Source organism: Rhizobium sp. P28RR-XV (assembly GCF_012641385.1).
Taxonomy (GTDB): Bacteria; Pseudomonadota; Alphaproteobacteria; order Rhizobiales; family Rhizobiaceae; genus Rhizobium.
Genome location: NZ_JABAIG010000010.1, coordinates 232,002 through 250,272 on the forward strand (window position 1 = coordinate 232,002; position 18,271 = coordinate 250,272).

Annotated in this window: 19 protein-coding genes; 11 read left to right on the plus strand and 8 right to left on the minus strand. The window is 61.2% G+C overall.

Annotation, left to right across the window (positions count from 1 at the left end; genetic code table 11):
• Positions 1-3 precede the first annotated feature (3 nt).
• The 9 genes from HGP12_RS22250 to recO all read left to right on the plus strand — a co-directional run bounded on the left by HGP12_RS22250 (position 4) and on the right by recO (position 6,312).
• Positions 4-153, plus strand: coding sequence for a DUF3563 family protein (locus HGP12_RS22250; protein WP_120663420.1), 150 nt, complete (start codon positions 4-6; stop codon positions 151-153).
• Between the two features lie 219 nt (positions 154-372).
• Positions 373-960 carry a DUF2062 domain-containing protein gene (locus tag HGP12_RS22255; RefSeq protein WP_168842084.1) on the plus strand — a complete coding sequence of 196 codons (588 nt, stop codon included), beginning with the start codon at positions 373-375 and terminating at the stop codon, positions 958-960.
• Positions 961-1,000: 40 nt separating this feature from the next.
• A complete protein-coding gene (gene acpS / locus HGP12_RS22260; RefSeq protein ID WP_168842085.1) occupies positions 1,001-1,405 on the plus strand; it encodes a holo-ACP synthase in 405 nt (134 codons plus the stop codon).
• Positions 1,406-1,519: 114 nt separating this feature from the next.
• Positions 1,520-2,266, plus strand: a complete 747-nt coding sequence (gene lepB, locus HGP12_RS22265; protein WP_168842086.1) for a signal peptidase I — start codon at positions 1,520-1,522, stop codon at positions 2,264-2,266.
• Positions 2,263-2,982 (plus strand): ribonuclease III, encoded by a 720-nt coding sequence (gene rnc / locus HGP12_RS22270; protein WP_168842087.1) that lies wholly within the window; start codon positions 2,263-2,265, stop codon positions 2,980-2,982. Before lepB ends, rnc begins: the two co-directional genes overlap by 4 nt.
• Before the next feature lie 21 nt (positions 2,983-3,003).
• On the plus strand, positions 3,004-3,948 hold the full coding sequence (gene era / locus HGP12_RS22275) for a GTPase Era (protein WP_168842088.1): 945 nt from the start codon (positions 3,004-3,006) through the stop codon (positions 3,946-3,948).
• A gap of 84 nt (positions 3,949-4,032) precedes the next feature.
• Positions 4,033-4,785 carry a Crp/Fnr family transcriptional regulator gene (locus HGP12_RS22280; RefSeq protein WP_168842089.1) on the plus strand — a complete coding sequence of 251 codons (753 nt, stop codon included), beginning with the start codon at positions 4,033-4,035 and terminating at the stop codon, positions 4,783-4,785.
• A 191-nt stretch (positions 4,786-4,976) separates the two neighbouring features.
• On the plus strand, positions 4,977-5,486 hold the full coding sequence (locus HGP12_RS22285) for a response regulator (RefSeq protein ID WP_246703504.1): 510 nt from the start codon (positions 4,977-4,979) through the stop codon (positions 5,484-5,486).
• A gap of 58 nt (positions 5,487-5,544) precedes the next feature.
• A complete protein-coding gene (gene recO, locus HGP12_RS22290) occupies positions 5,545-6,312 on the plus strand; it encodes a DNA repair protein RecO (RefSeq protein WP_168842090.1) in 768 nt (255 codons plus the stop codon).
• Positions 6,313-6,385: 73 nt separating this feature from the next.
• Here recO and HGP12_RS22295 read toward each other — a convergent pair whose 3' ends face one another.
• The 5 genes from HGP12_RS22295 to HGP12_RS22315 form a co-directional block, all read right to left on the minus strand.
• A complete protein-coding gene (locus tag HGP12_RS22295; RefSeq protein WP_168842091.1) occupies positions 6,386-7,066 on the minus strand; it encodes a peroxiredoxin-like family protein in 681 nt (226 codons plus the stop codon).
• A gap of 67 nt (positions 7,067-7,133) precedes the next feature.
• Positions 7,134-10,379 carry an adenylate/guanylate cyclase domain-containing protein gene (locus tag HGP12_RS22300; RefSeq protein ID WP_168842192.1) on the minus strand — a complete coding sequence of 1,082 codons (3,246 nt, stop codon included), beginning with the start codon at positions 10,377-10,379 and terminating at the stop codon, positions 7,134-7,136.
• 122 nt (positions 10,380-10,501) lie between these two features.
• Entirely contained in the window at positions 10,502-11,350 is an 849-nt protein-coding gene (locus HGP12_RS22305; protein WP_168842092.1) for an MOSC domain-containing protein, read from the minus strand.
• 9 nt (positions 11,351-11,359) lie between these two features.
• The gene (locus HGP12_RS22310; RefSeq protein ID WP_246703505.1) at positions 11,360-12,013 is read right to left on the minus strand and encodes an HD domain-containing protein; all 654 of its coding nucleotides are present in this window, start codon (positions 12,011-12,013) and stop codon (positions 11,360-11,362) included.
• 70 nt (positions 12,014-12,083) lie between these two features.
• Positions 12,084-14,837, minus strand: a complete 2,754-nt coding sequence (locus HGP12_RS22315) for a DUF2339 domain-containing protein (protein ID WP_246703506.1) — start codon at positions 14,835-14,837, stop codon at positions 12,084-12,086.
• 290 nt (positions 14,838-15,127) lie between these two features.
• Here HGP12_RS22315 and HGP12_RS22320 point away from each other — a divergent pair, with 290 nt between their 5' ends.
• Together HGP12_RS22320 and HGP12_RS22325 are read left to right on the plus strand one after the other, a co-directional pair.
• A complete protein-coding gene (locus HGP12_RS22320; protein WP_168842093.1) occupies positions 15,128-15,469 on the plus strand; it encodes a hypothetical protein in 342 nt (113 codons plus the stop codon).
• Positions 15,470-15,620: 151 nt separating this feature from the next.
• A complete protein-coding gene (locus tag HGP12_RS22325; RefSeq protein ID WP_312862923.1) occupies positions 15,621-16,133 on the plus strand; it encodes a superoxide dismutase family protein in 513 nt (170 codons plus the stop codon).
• Positions 16,134-16,255: 122 nt separating this feature from the next.
• Here HGP12_RS22325 and HGP12_RS22330 read toward each other — a convergent pair whose 3' ends face one another.
• From HGP12_RS22330 to HGP12_RS22340, 3 genes are read right to left on the minus strand one after another with little or no spacing between them, the layout of a single operon-like run.
• Entirely contained in the window at positions 16,256-16,774 is a 519-nt protein-coding gene (locus tag HGP12_RS22330) for a tyrosine phosphatase family protein (protein WP_168842094.1), read from the minus strand.
• Complete coding sequence (locus tag HGP12_RS22335) at positions 16,771-17,388, minus strand: YfbR-like 5'-deoxynucleotidase (RefSeq protein ID WP_168842095.1); 618 nt, start codon at positions 17,386-17,388, stop codon at positions 16,771-16,773. Before HGP12_RS22335 ends, HGP12_RS22330 begins: the two co-directional genes overlap by 4 nt.
• Positions 17,385-18,224, minus strand: coding sequence for a folate-binding protein YgfZ (locus HGP12_RS22340; protein WP_168842096.1), 840 nt, complete (start codon positions 18,222-18,224; stop codon positions 17,385-17,387). Before HGP12_RS22340 ends, HGP12_RS22335 begins: the two co-directional genes overlap by 4 nt.
• Positions 18,225-18,271 lie beyond the last annotated feature (47 nt).

An 18,271-nucleotide genomic window follows, 5' to 3' on the forward strand; every position in this document is an offset into this window, starting at 1 on the left:
ACAATGTTTAGCCCGATCAAGAAAATCGCCCGCGCCCTGCGTGTTCCGAGTGTTGAAGACCGCGAAATGGCTTACCTGAATGGCTCGCACGACCGTTTTGACCTTGAATATCGTCAGCGTCAGGTCGACCGCGGTCTGTTCCGTCAGCGTTAACAGCCGTTAATACTTAAAAGACCAGGAGGGCGCGTCGTTATTGCGCCCTTGGAGCATCCCCGATCTCGCGGGATTGCTTCCCGCAAAAGAGAGAACGCCCATTTTCTGCATCCTGAGCAGGTGGAGTTCCAAAAAGGGCCGCACTTTCGGTTCTTAATCGGTGCGTGATACACAAGGCCGGTCTTGTCATGACGGCCCCCATTGCACTAGATAAGCCGCATGCTATTTCGTCGCCGAAAACCACTGACGTTCAAGGAAAAACTGCGGGAGCACCTGTGGCCCCGCAAGGGTTTCGTCCGCTCGTTCCAATATTTCGGTAAGCGCCTCGTTCGTCTTGCCGCATCGCCGCATTCGGTTGCGGCCGGTTTTGCTGCGGGCATCGTCGTCTCGTGGACACCCTTCATCGGCGTGCATTTCGTGATGGCGATCATTATCGCCTATCTGGTGGGCGGCAATGTCATCGCGTCGGCGCTCGGCTGCCTGGCGGCGGGTAATCCCATCACCTATCCCTTCATCTGGGCTTTCACCTGGGAAATTGGCCATCTGATCCTGGCGCGCGACAGCGGCAGTCAGGGTGGCAGCATCGATTTGCCGGCGCTGTGGCACAAGGGCGATCTCACCCAAATATGGGACCCGGTTTTAAAGCCGATGCTGATCGGCGGCATTCCTCCGGCGATCGTAACCGGCGTGATCGTCTATGCGCTCACCTATTATGGCGTGAAGACCTTCAAGACGCGCCGCAAGGAGCGCCTGATGGAGCGCGCCCGCGAGCGGCTGGCGCTTGCCGAAAACGCATCGAGCGTCTGACGGTGCCTGACATCGCCCCGGCCGCCAGGAGGGCCTTCCCATGATTATCGGCATTGGCAGCGATCTCATCGACATCCGCCGGGTGGAGAAGACGATCGAGCGTTTCGGCACTCGGTTTACCGAGCGCTGTTTTACCGACATCGAGCGCGCCAAGTCCGAAGGCCGCAAGAACAAGGCGGCATCCTATGCCAAGCGCTTTGCCGCCAAGGAAGCCTGTTCCAAGGCTTTGGGCACCGGCCTGGCGCAAGGCGTCTTCTGGCGCGATATGGGCGTCGTCAATCTGCGGAGCGGCAAGCCGACGATGCAATTGACCGGCGGGGCGGCCGAAAGACTGGCGTCCATGCTGCCGCCAAATCATCGCGCCGCCATTCATTTGACGATAACGGATGATTTTCCTCTTGCTCAGGCTTTTGTGATCATAGAGGCATTGCCGGCAGATGGCTGAATCGCAGCCATCTGTCGCTTTTGGCATCCGCGCCATTGCCGCAATGATGTGAAGCGAGTAGACAGGGCCTAAAAGCAAGTGCGCCGGTGGGGTGCGAAAAAGGAATAAGACTGCGTGTCCGAGAAAGCCGTAAAACAGCAGAACGCCCTGTGGGAAAACATCAAGGTTATCGTCCAGGCGCTCGTCCTGGCCATGATCATCCGAACGGTTCTCTTTCAGCCGTTCACCATCCCGTCGGGTTCGATGATGCCGACGCTTCTTGTCGGCGACTACATCTTCGTCAATAAATTCGCCTACGGCTATTCGAAATATTCGCTGCCGTTCTCGCCGGACCTCTTCAGCGGCCGTATTTTGGGTAGCGAGCCGAAGCGCGGCGACGTCGTCGTCTTCCGCTTCCCGCCGAACCCGGACGTCGACTACATCAAGCGCGTGATCGGCCTGCCGGGCGACCGCATTCAGGTCAAGAACGATATCCTCTACATCAACGGCCAGGCCGTTCCGCGCGAGCCGCACGGCACGTTCTCCTCGGACTACAGCCAGGAGCCGGGCGATAACATCCCCGTCTATAGCGAGCGTCTGCCGGATAGCGGCAAGGTTTATGACACGCTGGACCTTTCGCCCAATTCCCGTGGTGACAATACCCAGGAATATGTCGTGCCGGCCGCTCATTACTTCATGATGGGCGACAACCGCGACAATTCCGACGATAGCCGTTTCGACGTCGGCTACGTGCCCGCCGAAAATCTCATCGGCCGCGCCAGCGTCATCTTCTTCTCGCTGGGTCACGACACCTCGTTCCGCGAGGTCTGGAAATGGCCGACCAACATGCGTTGGGATCGCCTCTTCAAGGTTGTCGAATGACGAAGGCGCAGGCGCTCTCCCAGGCGGATCGTGCGAAGCTTGAGGTTGCGATAGGCCATGAATTCGCCGAGAAGGAGCGTCTCGACCGTGCGCTGACGCATGCCAGCGCACGCACGCACAAGACGGGCAACTACGAACGGTTGGAATTTCTCGGCGACCGGGTTCTCGGCCTGTGCATCGCGGAATTGCTCTTTAAGACCTTCGGCGCAGCGACGGAAGGCGAGCTTTCGGTTCGCCTCAACCAGCTCGTCAGCGCCGAGACCTGCGCCGAAGTCGCCGACGAGATGGAGCTGCATCTTTACATCCGCACTGGCGCCGACGTGAAGAAACTGACGGGCAAGCGCATGCTGAACGTGCGCGCCGATGTCGTCGAAAGCCTGATAGCCGCGCTCTATCTGGATGGCGGGCTTGAAGTCGCGCGCGCGTTCATCCTGCGCTTTTGGGAGCGCCGCGCCATCCGTCCGGAAGGTGCAAGGCGCGACGCCAAGACGGAATTGCAGGAATGGGCGCATGCGAAATTCGGTGTCACCCCGGTCTACAGGGTTGATGATCGCAGCGGACCGGATCATGATCCACGCTTCACCGTGACGGTGGAAGTGGCGGGAACGGCGCCCGAGACAGGAATTGAACGCTCCAAGCGTGCGGCCGAACAAGTGGCGGCGACGCGGATCCTGGAGCGTGAAGGCGTATGGCAGCCTCAGTTGACTGGGAAGTGACTGCCGGGGAATAATGGAAAAATGAGCAATCAGCAGGACACGCCCGCCGAGGACGGCGCGGTTGAACGTATCGGCCCGACGCATTCGGGCTTCGTGGCCCTTATCGGCCCCACCAATGCCGGCAAGTCGACGCTGGTCAACCGGCTCGTGGGTGCGAAGGTCTCGATCGTCAGCCACAAGGTGCAGACGACGCGCGCGATCGTGCGCGGCATCGCCATTCACAACAATGCGCAGATCGTCTTCATGGATACGCCCGGCATCTTCAAGCCTCGCCGCCGTCTCGACCGCGCGATGGTGACGTCGGCCTGGGGTGGCGCCAAGGATGCCGATCTCATCATGCTGCTGATCGACAGCGAGCGTGGTTTGCGCGGCGATGCCGAAGCGATTCTGGAAGGGCTGAAAGAGGTTTCGCAACCGAAGATCCTGGTGCTGAACAAGATCGACCGCGTTCGCCGCGAAGATCTGCTGGCGCTTGCCGCCGCAGCCAATGAGAAGATTGCCTTCGATCAGACCTTCATGATTTCGGCTGAAAACGGCTCCGGCTGTGACGACGTCATGGACTATCTGGCGAACACGTTGCCGGAAGGACCCTGGTACTATCCCGAGGATCAGATTTCGGATCTGCCGATGCGGCAGCTTGCCGCCGAAATCACCCGCGAAAAGCTGTTTCTGCGCCTGCATCAGGAGCTTCCCTATTCTTCGCATGTCGAGACGGAAAAGTGGGAGGAGCGCAAGGACGGTTCGGTGCGCATCGAACAGGTGATTTATGTCGAGCGCGAAAGTCAGAAGAAGATTGCGCTCGGTAAGGGCGGCGAGACGATCAAGGCGATTTCGACTGCATCGCGCAAGGAACTCTCCGAAATCCTGGAGCAGCCGGTACATCTTTTCCTCTTCATCAAGGTTCGCGAGAACTGGGGAGATGATCCCGAGCGTTTCCGGGAAATGGGGCTGGACTTCCCGCGTTAATGAAGCTTTGTGTTCATGAGTGCTTTATAATGCAGCGGCTTATCGGGCATGTTGCCCATGCCGCTGCCATTCAGGGAGCGTTTCATGGCGAAGGCTGCGACGATGCATGGACAGCGAACATCATGCCAGCACTGTCCGTTGAGGACTCTGCCGCATTTTCGTGAATTCGACCGCGATGAGCTGAATTTCATCAGCAGTTTCAAGAAGGGCGAGCTTCTTGTCGATGCCGGCGCCACGATTTTCCTCGAAGGTGCCCACAGCGCCCACCTCTTTACCATCCTGTCGGGGTGGGGTTTTCGCTACAAAACCCTGGAGGACGGCCGGCGCCAGATCCTCAACTATGTGATGCCCGGCGATCTCATCGGGCTGCAGGGTTCGATCATGGGAGAGATGCAGCACTCGACCGAAGCGCTGTCGCCGGTATCGCTCTGCGTTTTCGAGCGCACCGAATTAATGACCCTTTACAATTCGCACGCCTCTCTTGCCTTCGACCTGACGTGGATTGCTGCAAGGGAGGAGCGGATTCTGGATGAACATCTCCTGAGCATCGGACGCAGGTCCGCGGTCGAGCGCGCAGCCTACCTGATCGCATACCTGCACCAGCGCGCCGGAGCGCTTCGTCTCTTTAATGGCAGCAAGGTCATTCCCGTCACGCAGCAGCATGTGGCGGATACGCTGGGCCTTTCCGTTGTTCACACCAATAAGACATTGAAAAAGCTGGCTGCACGAGGATTGCTTCTCTGGCAGGAGCGAGGCTGCGAAGTTTTGGATGGGGAAGGGCTTGCCGCACTTGCCGGTTGGGACGGACTTGATTCGGGCAAGCGTCCCTTCATCTGAGTTATTCTCGATGCAAAGCAGCATGTCTTTTTTAAATGCTGACAGCAACTGTATCAGCATAGATTATTTTCACCGTCACTTTTCCACCAGTTTCACCTTTTACTAACCCCGGCGGCAAAAGCGATTGGAGCACGTCAACGAGCCCATAGTACCGCAGTGCAAAAAGTGCGAAGCGGTTTGGAGGCAAGGTCATGTTGCAAGAGACTAAGCCAGTACGAATGGGAAAATCCATTCATTCAATACGGGCCGATGATTGGCACCGGAGGGATAGATGTGGGACTTTTTACGGGGAGCGCCAACTGGCGTGCGGGTGCAAGGATGGCGCTGATATGACGGTTCAGCGCGTCCTTATTCTGGAAGACAATCTCATTATTGCCATGGAGGCGGAGGAAATTCTTCGTCTCGTGGGAATTCAACAGATCGAGATTGCTTCAAATCTGGAACAGGCGGTCAACGCCGTGCATTCCGAACACTACGATTTTGCGATGCTGGACGTGAACCTCGGGGAGTCGACGAGCTTCGGCTTTGCCCGATTGTTGATGGATCGCGGCATCTCCTTTGGTTTTGTCAGCGGTTATTCCGATACGCTCGATTTCCCGGCGGACCTGCGGCATGTGCCGCTTTTGAACAAGCCCTTCGATGAGCAAGCCATGCGCCTCTTTGTTCATACATTGGCGGCTGGCGATTCCAGTGCCATGTGACAGCGGCGGGCATTTGCCTTAAATTCGAATCGCAAAAATCTTTCGGGGCAGCTGGCCAATGCAGTGGCAGGACCACGCGATCATTCTGGGCGTCAAGCGCCTTGGCGAGACCAGCGTCATCGCCGAGGTGATGACGCATGCCCGCGGCCGCCATATGGGGCTGGTGCGATCAGGCCGCTCGCGCGCCATGCAGCCGGTGCTGCAGGCCGGCAATCTCGTCGAGGTAACCTGGCGGGCAAGGCTGCATGAGCATCTCGGCGAATTTCGCATGGAACCGGTCACACTCCGGGCCGCGCGGCTGATGGAGACCGCGACCGCCGTCTACGGCGTGCAGGCGATGGCCGCCTTGCTGCGGCTGCTGCCGGAGCGGGACCCGCATCCGCATCTCTACGACGCGCTCGACGTGATCCTTGAAAACCTGCAGAATCCCGCCGACGCTGGTGAGCTTTTCGTGCGCTTTGAACTTGCCGTGTTGAACGATCTGGGTTTCGGCCTCGATTTGGCCGAATGCGCGGCAACTGGCGTGCGCGAGGACTTGGCTTTCGTTTCGCCCAAGACCGGACGTGCCGTCTGCCGTGCGGCCGGTATGCCTTGGGCGGATAAGATGCTGGCGCTGCCGCCGTTTCTATCAACCGGAGCCGTGGTCGCCGCGGATACGGAAAGCCTCGCGGCCGCCTTCCGCCTGACCGGCTTCTTCCTGCATCGCCATGTCTACGAACCGCGCGGCATAGAGATCGCCGCGGCGCGCGAGGGCTTCATTCAGGCCGCGATGAAGGCACTGAATGCGGCGTCGCGGGAGCGGCCGACCGTTGCAGCCAAAAGATAGAGCAAGCCGCGCAAAAGTGCGCGGCAAATAGGATCGCGCTCAAGGCGTGTTCGGAGCCGGAAGACCGCTCGCTTCAAACCGCCATATTCGACGCCGCCGACATCACCTCCCGCGGGGCGGGAATACCGAACATATGACGACCGGCCTCTTCGACTTCCGTGAAACACCAGCGGATGACGCCATCCCGATCGAGCAGGAATTCGCCGACGAGCTGACCTTCGCCCGTCGCAATCATATGTTTGTCGTCCTGCGTGAATTCGTAGCCATCCGCCTTGTCGAGGAACTCCGTCGCCGCCATCGGATCCATCGGTTCGGGAAGCTCGCCCGGCATCTCGATGCGCATCGATCGCACCGCATTCATTCCGACCTTGCGCGGCCAGTCGGTCTCGTCTTCGGTGAACTGGATATTCGGCAAGCCGAAGGCCTTGTGCGATACCCGCTCCGGATCGGAAGCGGCCAGCAGGTTGGGAAGCGGATGAAACCGGAAGTAGAGCCGGGCGCGTTCGATCGGTGTGTTGACGACGGTCAGGCTGTCGATGCCTTTCTCCTGCAGAGCTCCGGTGAGTTCGGACATCGCGGCGATCTGCCGGCGGCAGAAGGGGCAATGCAGTCCACGGAACAATCCGACAAGGACCGGCCTCTGGCCGCGAAAATCATCGATGGCGATCTTGCCCTGGCGAGTGATTGCATCCAGCACGACATTCGGCGCGCGATCTCCAGGCTGCAATGGTCTTTCGGTGTGGTTCTCCTGCATGTTTCGTTCCTCCCTTTATGTATTTGAACCGGTTCTCCCAACCAATCGCCTGAGACAATGAAGACAGTCAGTCGAGAAACGGCAATACGACGAGCGTGCCTGGATCGAGGTTGTGGCGGATGCACACATCCTGTGCCAGCGTGAAATACCGTTCCGCCTCGTCCATGTCGTCATGCTCGAGGCTCAGTGTCGCCAAGCCATCATAGCACGGAAAGAGCAACTGCGGTTCATCGATCTCCTTCGCAACCTCAAGGGCTTCCTCGTAATACTTACGAGCTAGCTTCGGCTGCCCGTGGCATTGATGAATTTGTCCGAGGACGATCAGCGGTACGGAGAGATGATCGCGCTGATCGAGCGCCCGGTCGATTTCCACTGCCTTCTCCGCCGCCGGCACGCCTTCGGCGGCGCAGCGGTCGGTAAAGGTACAGCAGGAAACGGCGAGGTTGGCGAGAAGGCGCGCCTGGAAGCCGAGATCGCCGATGCGGGTCGCGACCTCAAGCCCGCGCCGGCAGATCTTGATGGCGTGGGCCGGATCCACGATGGTGTAGAGCACGCCGAGGTTGGAATAGGCGCGACAGGCAGCACTTTGCAGATCGGCCTTTTCGGCAACAGCAAGACTGCGCTCCACTTCCTGCACGGCATCGCGGCGGCGGCCGAGCCGCGCAAGTGCTGCGCCCTTGGTGTTCAGTGCCTCCGCCATCGCGCGCGCCGCCTCTCGTCCGGCTTCGGTCGTTCCGTCGATGGGGAGCGTTTCCAGCCGTTGCAGGGCCAGCGTCGCCCATTCGGCGGCCGCGGCCTGGTCGCCCATGCGGAAGGCCATATGGCCGCGCTCCTGCAGGAGATGCGCATGTTCGACCGGGGCATCGATCGTCGCGATCAAAGCCTCGGCCTCGGCGCAATGCGCTTCCGCCTGATCGCGGCGCCCCGCCTCGTGATGCAGCCGGCCGATTTTTCGCAATATCCTTGCTGCAGCGATCCGATCGTCTCTCTTGCGGTGGATCGCAAGCGCTCGTTGATAATGGTTCAGGGCCGCGTCGCGGAGACCGGCGGGACCACAGAGATCGGCAAGACGCTCCAGAAGCGCCAATTGCTCCGACGTCACCTCCGGCTCGTCTGCGAACGCGGCAAGTGCCTGACGGTAGAGGCGCATTGCATCGTCATTGGCATAGGTCATGCGTGCCAGATCGCCTGCCGCCATCAAATAGGTGGCTCCTTTGGCTTTCTCGGTGGTCAGGCTGAAGTGATGGCCGAGCTGCGCCAGATGCTCGGGGCGATCGGGCGCTGAGCCATATTGGTGTTCCAGAACCTGACCGATCCGGTGATGAAGGTCCGTGCGCCGCTGCAACAGGAGATTATGGTAGATGACATCGTGCAGCAGGGACTGGCTGAAACGATAGGTGGGTGAGGCGCCGGCATCCGGCCCGCGCAATTCCTCGACGATATCGGCATCGCAGAGATAGTCCAATGCGGCATCGATGGCAGCCGGGTCGGCGGCGATGCTGCGGAGTAGAGCGGTGTCGAACTTCGGGCCGACCACCGCCGCCTCCTGCGCCAACCGTTTGATCTCCTGCGGCAGACGATCGACACGGGCAAGCAACAGGGCCTGCAGATTGACCGGAATATCGACATCCGTGTCTTCCGCCGCAACTTGCCAGCGCTGACCGTCATTGTGCAGCCTGCCCATGTCGATCAATCCCCGAAGGATCTCCTCGATGAAGAGCGGATTGCCGCCGGCTCGATCGAGGATGCGCTGACACATCGCAACCGGCAGCTTGCCATGGCTCTCGCCGAAAAAGGCGGCGAGCAGCTTCCGGCCGTCGGCGGCGGCGAGTGGGCCGAGACGCTGCACGGTGACACTGACCCGATTGGAATCCAGCGGGTCGATCCGCGATGTCGGCCGATAGATCGCCAGCAGCATGAGCCGGCTGCGCTCCAACCGATCCATCATGAAGCGAAGCACTTCCAGCGAAGCGGCATCGGCCCAATGCAGATCTTCGATGATAAGCAGCAGGGGGCCTTGCGCCAGCCGCCGCTCGAAGACGGTGCGGACTGCATAGAAGATCTGCCGCCGCAACTGTTCAGGCTCGATGTGTCGCAACGCTCCGTTGGGATCGCCGAGGCCGAGGACATGCAGGAAAAGCGGCAGAAGCCCGTCGATATCCTCCTGGGTGAGATCGAGCGCGCGGAATCCCATTGCCAGTAATTGCCGCGTCCTGTCGAGATTGTCCCGCTCGCCGATGCCGTAGGCGCTGCGCACCACCGCGGCAAGCGTCCCATAGGATTGTTCGCCGAGAGGCGAGCAGGTCGCCTTGCGGATGGCGAGACCTGGAAAGCGGGCCGTATTGCCGGCAATGGCGATGAACTCGTTGGCCAGCCGCGACTTGCCGATACCCGCTTCGCCGATGAGGCGGACAAGTTGTGCCGCACCACCGCAGGCAAGGTCGAGGCAGGTTAAAAGCCGCGACAGCTCCGTATCTCGTCCGATCATCGGTGCCTGAAGGCCGAAACTTTCGAGCCCGCGCGCCGTATGCGGCGCTTCCAACGGTCCCGTTAGCCGATGCACAAGCACATTGCCGCTTTTGCCGCGCAAGGCTTGGGCGCCGAGGCTGTCGAAGGCGAAGGCATGGCGGGTGAGGCGATAGGTCAGCGGCCCGACGAGGATATCGTTTTCGCCCGCCATGGATTGCAGCCGTTGGGCGGTATTCACCGTGTCGCCGGTCACGGAATAGGATTTGGTACTGACCGCGCCGAAGCCGCCGGTGACGACCGGGCCGCTATTGATACCGATATGCAGACGCAGTGGCACGCCGGCGCGTGGTTGCCAGCGCTCGCCCACCTGTGTTGCCCGATCGATCATATCGAGCGCTGCGTTCAGTGCCCGCACCGGATCGTCCTCATGGGCGACCGGCGCGCCGAATAGCGCCAGCAGCGCATCGCCGACGAACTTGTCGACGAAGCCGCCATAGGCCTCGACCGCTTGGGTCATCTCTTCGAACAATTCGTTCTGCAGCATCCGCATGACTTCGGGGTCGATCTGCTCGCTCAGTGTCGTAAAGCCGCAGAGATCTGCAAAAAGCACGGTCACCGGCCGCCGGTCGGCATCATCTTCGGATTTTGCCGATGCAGCCTTGATGACCGGCTTGGCCGCGGGTTGCGCCTTGTCGGAAATCGCAGCGCCGCATTTGGGGCAGAAGGCAAAATCGGGCTGGCAAGGGTTGCCACACGCGGCACAGGAGATTGGCTGCTTTGTGCCGCATCGTGGACAGAAAGCAAAGCCGCTTTGAATATCGAAACCGCAGCCGGCGCACTCCATCGGACGCACCTCGACCAAGCCCGCGCACCACGGCTGTTTCAGCCGTGACCGCCGGGTTCAAAATGAGTGATAAGCATGCGCCTGCTGTCTTAGGTCCGCAAGCTAAACAAACGGCGGAACGACTATCGCCGCTTCAGCGCCCAGCCCTCCGGCCGCTCCTCGAGCACCGTCACCGTATCGCCGATCTTCACCGAGCCTTCGCCGCGCGGCACGGCGTTCCAGCCGAAGAGCGGGCCGGGGACGCGGCGGTCGGCCGACATGCGTATGCGGCCCATGGCGGGTATCGGGTTTGGCACGTCGCGCGAGCCGGTCTTCTGATCCTGCGTCGTCATGATGCAGCGCGAACAGGGCTTGACGAGATCGAGGCGAATGCCGCCGATCTCGATTGCCGACCAGCGATCCTCCGGCCATTCCTCATCGATATCGATGACGATGTTCGGGCGGAAGCGCTCCATGCCGACAGCGCCTTCGCCATGGGCGGCGAGATTGGCGTTGAGCGCCTTCAGCGAGCCGGTGGTGGTGACCAGAATCTGGTAGCCATCGGAAAACGTAACAGGCGTCTCCTCGCCCGCCCATTCCGGATTGGCGACGCGCTCGGCAAGCCTGTCGAAGAACACCATCCTGACTTCACGACCAAGCCAGCCGGACAGAGCCTTGTTGGTCTCCTCATCGGCAACGGAGGCGCTGACATTAGATTTCAAGACGACGATATCCATGCGATTGTCGGGGTGGGGCGGCGGTACGATGATGTCTGCCTTGCCCTCCATCTTCAGGCGCAGGTGGGAGGGCGCCGGTTGGACATCGATCCGGGCCAGCGCCTGCAATTCGCGCTGGGTGATGAACTGGCCGGCAGGATCGACCAGCATGGCGCGACGGTCGCCTGCCAGACCGAAGGCATCGATGGCGGTCGACGGGATGGCGATGCCGCGTGCGCTCTTGAGCGGGTAGATGAACAGATCGCTGACGCGCATGGAAAGTCCTCAGATTTCGTCGATGAACATTGCCAGCACGGTCTTCAGCCGGTCGTGCCGCGCCTCGGCAAACTTGGCTCCGGTCCCGGTCTGGAATCCGTCCGCCAGTTTGAACAGCTTCGTCTCGAAATGGTCAATGGCGAAGCGCTTGTCGTCAAGCGGCCGTTCGCTTGCCAGCGGGTCGAACGGGTCGTAGAGGCCGGAGCCAAGACGCCCCGCAATGTAGAAACAGCGGGCAGCGCCGACCATGCCGATCGCATCCAGCCGGTCGGCATCCTGCAGGATCTTCGCTTCCAGCGTTTCCGGCGGCAGGTTGGCGGAGAAACTGTGCGTGGTGATCGCATGTGCCGCAGCGGCAATATCCTCATCGGCCCATCCAAGTTGCCGGAGAATGCCCGAAGCCTTTTCGGCGGCAAGCCGCGAAGCCTGTACGCGATGCGGCGAATTCTTCTCCACGGCAACGCAATCATGCAGCAAGACCGCGGCGGCAAGTATCCGGGCATTGCCGCCTTCCTCGGCCTGAATGGCCACGGCGTTGCGGAAGACACGCAGGATGTGGGCGATATCGTGCGAACCGTCGTCGCCGTCGGCGGCGTGCGGAATGAGATCCGCAGCCAGGGCTTCGAACGGGGCAAAGGCCCGCGCCATCTTCTCGGTATCCATCTTCGCAGTCGCTCCGCATTGATCTGTCGGCAGGTTCCTTCGTCCTACCGGGTTGAAGGATTCGCCGCAATCACTCCGCGGCTTTCTTGCGCGTCAGGATTTTCTGGTAGAACAGGCCGATACCGATCAGCACGGCGCCAAGGCCGATGAAGGAGAGGGCGCGCAGGAAGCCCTCGAGGTTCGCCATGTCGATCAGGAAAGCCTTGACGACGGCGATGAAGACCAGCGCCGCCGAGGCAATGCGCAGGCTGCGTGCCTCGAAGCGGGTGCCGAGCCCGAGAAGCGCAATGCCGATCAACAGCCAGACCACGGAATAGGAGTAGAGCTCGCCCTGGATGAAGCCGTTCCAGAAGGGAATATATTCGCCCTGCCAGAAGCGGCGCACCGACAATGTCGCCCATGCGAAAGCCATGACGGCTGCAGCCAAAGCCAGCATGATGACATAGGGCAGGGGGCGTCGGTTGCGCGCATAGAGCGCCAGGCCGCCATAGGCGATACCAGGCAGCAGATAGGCAAGCAGCAGCAGGTTGAAGAACGGGATGCGACCCGTGCTTTCGCCTGTCATGAAAGGGTTCAGCCCTAGCAGATGCAGGGTCAGAATCATGACGACCGAAAGGACGCCGAGCGCCATGCCGCCATAGCGGAAGACCGGACTTGCCGCGCTCAGATCGAGCGCCATCAGCGTCGCGGAAGCGCCGATTGCGAGCAGCGTGTAGATCGATTGCTCGCCGAGTGTCGGAACCGCGTCGTTCAGGACGCCGCCGTTCATGGCATGGCGCACCAGAATGGCAACGGTCAGCAGCACGAGGAAGCAGGCAAGCGCTTGCAAGGCGTTGCGCAGCCGCAGGCTTGGCGCGTGGCGAGTGATGAAGGCCGCAAAGACGGCAAGGGCCGCCGGAATGCCGTGACCGGCAAGCAACATGTTGAAGACCGGCGTCGTGCCGAGCTCCGCCGGGTCGACGATCGTCGGCTGCCAGGCAATGCGCCCCATGGTGATGACCAGTGCGGCGACCATCGTCCACGGAAGAACAGGCCAATTGCGCAGGCGTCCCGCCAGCAGATAGACGATGCCAAGAACCGGCAGCAGGATCGTCGCCGTGGCATGATGTGCCAGCGCATGAAGAGCAAAGACGGCAGCGGCAAAGGAGCCGGCGGCAAGGATGTTCGTTGGCAGATCTTGCGTCTCGCCTTCGCGGCGGTATTGCCATTCGGCAAGCGCGATCAGCACGACAGCCAGCCCGATGCCATAAAGGCCATGCAGCCAGTCGAGAGTCCAGTTGCCGAAGTTGACGAAGCTGATTGCGGCGATCGCCAGCGGCGTGGCGGCCATGATAAGGCTCCAGAGAGCGGCATAGGGCTTCTCCTGCCCGGCGAAACGCCTGAGGAAAAAGGCACCGATCAGCACGAAGAGGGCGCCGAGGCCGAGTACTTCATAGAGTACCGTGCTCTGCAGGCTGACGGTTTCACCCGTGCCGCTGCTTTCGACGCCGGCGATCCATCGGGTCAGAACGCCGAATACGCCGACGACAGCGATGAGTGGGGACAGGATCGTTGCCCAGGCCGCGTAGAGGCGTCCGGCGCCGAAGGCTGCAACCGCCGCGACGATTGCCGCGAACATGAATGTGGCATCGACGACGGAATATCCCTGTTGAAGGCTGTAGGTGATGAGGCAGAGCGACACCGTGAGCGCGCCGACCGCCGCCGTCAGGGTCATGCCGAGCGGCGCCCTGGCGAGAAACGCCGTCCATTGGCCGCTTGCGGCCAGCGGCGGGGAGATGCCGTCAGCAGGCAGGGCTTCGTTATCGTGCTTTATCGGCTCCGAGACCGGATAGCGCCCGGGCCAGAGGAAGAGAGTGCCACCGATCATTGCCAACATGGAAAGCGTAACGGGCGTCAGGTCGACCACCGGGCTGAAGGTAATATAGAGCAAGGGCCAGAGGCTCAGCAGCCCATTGGCGAGGGATGGCGCAATCAGCCAGCGGCGCAGGCGCGAAGCCAATAGGGTCGCGACCCATGTCAGCACAAGGTAGCCGAAGAGAATCCAAGGTCTCGGCGCGGTCGAAGCGATGAGCGCTGGGGTTGCCATCGACGCCAGAAGACCGAGGCCGGCAAGCGCTTGCCCATGCAGCAGCGAGAGCCCGAGCGTGGCGAGCGAGATCAAAGCGAGCAGCGTGAAGGCTGTGGCCGGCCCGATGAAGCCATAAATGCCATGGGCCGCATAGGTGGAGCCGAACAGGGCGACGACGCCGGCTGCCGTCAGCACGCCGGGGATCATCGCATTCTGGAAGGTGTTGTTCAGAACTGGTGCGACGCGGCGGCGGATCACTTCGCCCGCGGCAATCAGGAAGAGGCCGAAGAGCGCTGCAAGGACGAGCCGGACGCCGGGGCTGAGAAGGCCGCTCTCGATCGAATATTTGACCATGAAGATGCCGCCGAACGCCAGCGCGATGCCACCGACCCAGACGGCCCAGCGTGCGCCGATCGTGCTCTCCAGGCTTTCCTTCGCCTGAACGGGCGTCTGGCTCCGAGCGGGTGCGGGACCGTCCCCGAACGTATCGGCGTTACCGCGCGCGGCGGCGGCGGCCTCGGCGGCTGATCCATCGTCGAATACCGCTTGCCGCTCGTCTTCGACGGGCGGTGCCATAGGATGAGCCGTCGAGTGCGGCATGGGAATCGATTCGCCCCCATCCTCCGTCAGCACCTTGCCGGCAAGGGCATTTTGCAGCTCCTGAACGCGCGCTTCCAGCTGCTTTATCCGGAGGTTGTGGCCTCGCAGCACCAGAATGCCGACGATCAGGATGACGAGTGGTAGCAATTCCATCATATCCTCTCCACGGGCGATTGGTCGCACAATATACGAAACGGCTCGCGCGGTAAGGAAAGATAGTCAGATTCGCCTATGATTCCAGGGGATTATGTCAAGCGACCCCATGCCGGAACGCAAAGAAATATTAGGAAATACGGATTTAACGCTTAAAAACTATGGTTAATACTCATTAACAATTTGTCTTTACCGACGGCGCGAAGCAGCTTAAGAGCATGTCATAGTTTAACTCCGAATGTATTGCGTGCAAACGACGTCGCATGAGGCGGCTCCTACCATAGGAGGTTTGTATGTCCCATGTTTCTTCCATATCCGGCAGCGCATACCCGTATCGTGGCACGCTCTCGCGCCTCGATTCGAATGATGACGGCGTCCTGAGCCGTGAGGAGCGCGAAGCCGACGAGCGTCCCGGCATTCTCGAAACGGATAATACCGAAGGGAATGCTGCCGATGGTTCGAACGGCGCATTGGGCAGCCTGATAGCCAAGCTCATGCAGTTGCCGAATGCCGATGCTGCCTCCGCGGCCAAAGCGCCGGAAGCCAGTGTCGCTTTCGATCTCGACCTGTTGTCGCCGATGGATGCTTACAACAGCACCTACGGCCAGTATGACGTCGACAGCGTAGCGGCCTGACAGGCGCTTTTGCCCGATGATATTGGCGGCCTGCCGGGATGCTGGCGGGTCGCCTTATCGTTTTGAAGTAAGTTCATTTTCCCGATCGCCGGAACACTCATGCCTGTCATCGCGTTGGGCAATTGCCAAACAGCACAGGGAGGGTCTTTCCGTGAAGCGGATGACGATCGTTACAATTCTCGCACTCGCAGCAGCCATGCCCGCCGCGGCGCAAACCCAAAGTCAAAACACCGCGACCGCCGATTTTGTCGGTCTCGACGGCAAGCAGGCGGGGCGGGCGACCCTGACGGAAGGCAAGAAGGGCGTGCTGATCGAAATGGAGGTTTCCGGCCTGCCCGCCAATCGCTGGGTCGCCTTCCACATTCATGAAAACAGCCATTGCGACCATGCGCACGGGTTCGAATCGGCCGGCAGTCATTTCAATCCCACCAAGGCTGAGCATGGCTTCCTCGCCGCCAACGGGCCGCATGCCGGCGATATGCCGAATCAGTACGTCGATCAGGATGGCAAGCTGCGCGCCCAGGTCTTCAACGGCATGGTTTCGCTGAACGGCAAGAACGGCATTCGTGGCCGCACGCTGATGATCCATGCCGACTCGGACGACAATCGCAGCCAGCCTGTCGGCGGCGCCGGCAAGCGCCTGGCATGCGCCGTCATTCAATAGGACAGCAAAAGCGCGATCCGAATCTCGATCAGACGGATGGGGTTGCCGCCTGATCGTGATGATCGATTGTCGTGAACGAACGGAGATTGCGAACGCAGTCTCCGTTTTTCGCAGCCTGTCGCCTATGTGGCCAGTGGCAGCATGAAAGGCGCATTGCCGTCCGCATCCGCGCCGCGGCCGATCTCCTTGACCGCGGCGACCAGGCGCCCCTGGCGTCCGAGCATGTCGTCGCCGATCGCGACCAGCCGGGCATTCGGCGTCGCAAAGGGCGAGCTTGAGCGCAAGCGGCGCGCGAGCGTCAGATCGTCTTCTTCGGGGCGAATGGCCAAGGCTGCAATCAGTGCCGCCGCTGGCGAGCGTGAAACGCCCATCCAGCAATGGATGAGCAAGGGCGCGCTACGATCCCAGCCGACGGCGAAATCGATGATAGCGCGAACATGCGCCTCCTGCGGCGCGACGAGATCGCCGGTTCCGGCAAAGCTGATATCGTTCATGTTGAGCAAAAGATGCCGATCCGCCTTGATGACGGCGGGACGGTGGAAGGCGTGCTCCTTTGCCATCAGGCTGATCATCTCGCATGCGCCATGCCGAACGGCCATTTCGGCAATGCGCGCCAGCGGCGATATGATGATCGCGGTCACGCGCCGATCCTCATGGCGGCGCGCTCGGCCTCGATTGCCTCGAAGCGTGCGAGGAACAGCCGCTGCGCCTCGATTGCCGGCACCGGATCGATCGGCAGCATCTCGCGCGTGATGTCGCGCGGCTGGCCGAAGAACTTGCGCGCCTCCTCGGGCGCGAAGCCGGCAAGCAGCGTCGCCTCGAAATAGGCCGAGATCGTATCGGCCTTCTTGATCTTTTCCTTGAGCTTTGGCGTGCAATGCGGGGGAAGGGCGAAGCGGCGGTAGATCGCTGCTTCCAGCCGCTGTTCCACAACCTTGTAGTCGCCACCGACGACGGACTTGAACGGCGAGATCATGTCGCCGATCACATATTCCGGAGCATCATGCAGCAGCGCGGCAAGACGTTCATCGGGCGTTGCCGGGTTGAGATGACGGAAGATCGCCTCCACAACGAGGCTGTGTTGCGCCACCGAAAAGGCGTGATCGCCGGAGGTTTGCCCATTCCAGCGCGCAACGCGGGCGAGCCCATGCGCGATGTCGCCGATCTCGACATCGAGCGGCGAGGGGTCCAAAAGGTCGAGCCGCCGCCCGGAGAGCATGCGCTGCCAGGCGCGCGCGGTCTTGGCCGATGTCATGCCGATGCCTCATCGGACGGCTCGGGGAACGAAAGGCCGGACCAGGCCGGGAGCGACACTGAGACCTCCACGCTACCAGCCTGTATCGGAGCGCCTTCGGCAATGGCTTCGCCGGCCCGGTCTATGCGGACGACGGCAAGGCCCATGCTGCCGGCGGTCGAACCGAGCGTGCCGATCGGCTTGCTGCCAACGGTCAGTTCCGTACCGGAAGCCGGCAGCTCGGCATTGCCCTTTATGATAACGACGCGTCTGCGCGCCGTGCCGCGATGCTGCATGCGGGAGACGACTTCCTGGCCGACATAACAGCCCTTGCGGAAACCCAGGCCGCCGTTGAGATCCATCAGCACATCGTGGGGGAAGGCATCCTGCAGCGCAAAATCGCGGCCCGAGACGGCGATGCCGTTGGCGATCCGCAGTTCGTCATAGAGGGTCTCGGCGTCGTTACCATGCTCTCCGGGCATGCGCGTCAGCGCGATGCCTGCCTTGGCGAAGCGGCTGTCCTTGGGGCCGTCTGCATCGGCATCGCCCCAGGCGACGGTGACGCCCTGAACGTCCTCCGTGCCGAAATCGACCTTGGCGCGCAGCCGATACATGATGAGCCGCTTCAGCAGGCTTTCGCTTTGTGTAGTGTCGGTTTCGAGCAAAAAGCCGGCGCCGTCCCGCCAGATCATGAAGTCGAACAGGATTTTGCCCTGAGGTGTCAGCAGGGCGCCCGGGCGCGCTTCACCGGCACCGAGTGAAACGAGATCGGTGGTGATGAGATTGTGCAGAAACGATTCCGCCTCCACGCCGGCAATGCGGATGAAGGAACGCTCTCTCAGGAATACGGCTGGCATGATGGATCCGCTGATTTGGCCTATCACGCAGAGGTAGGGCCTTCGGC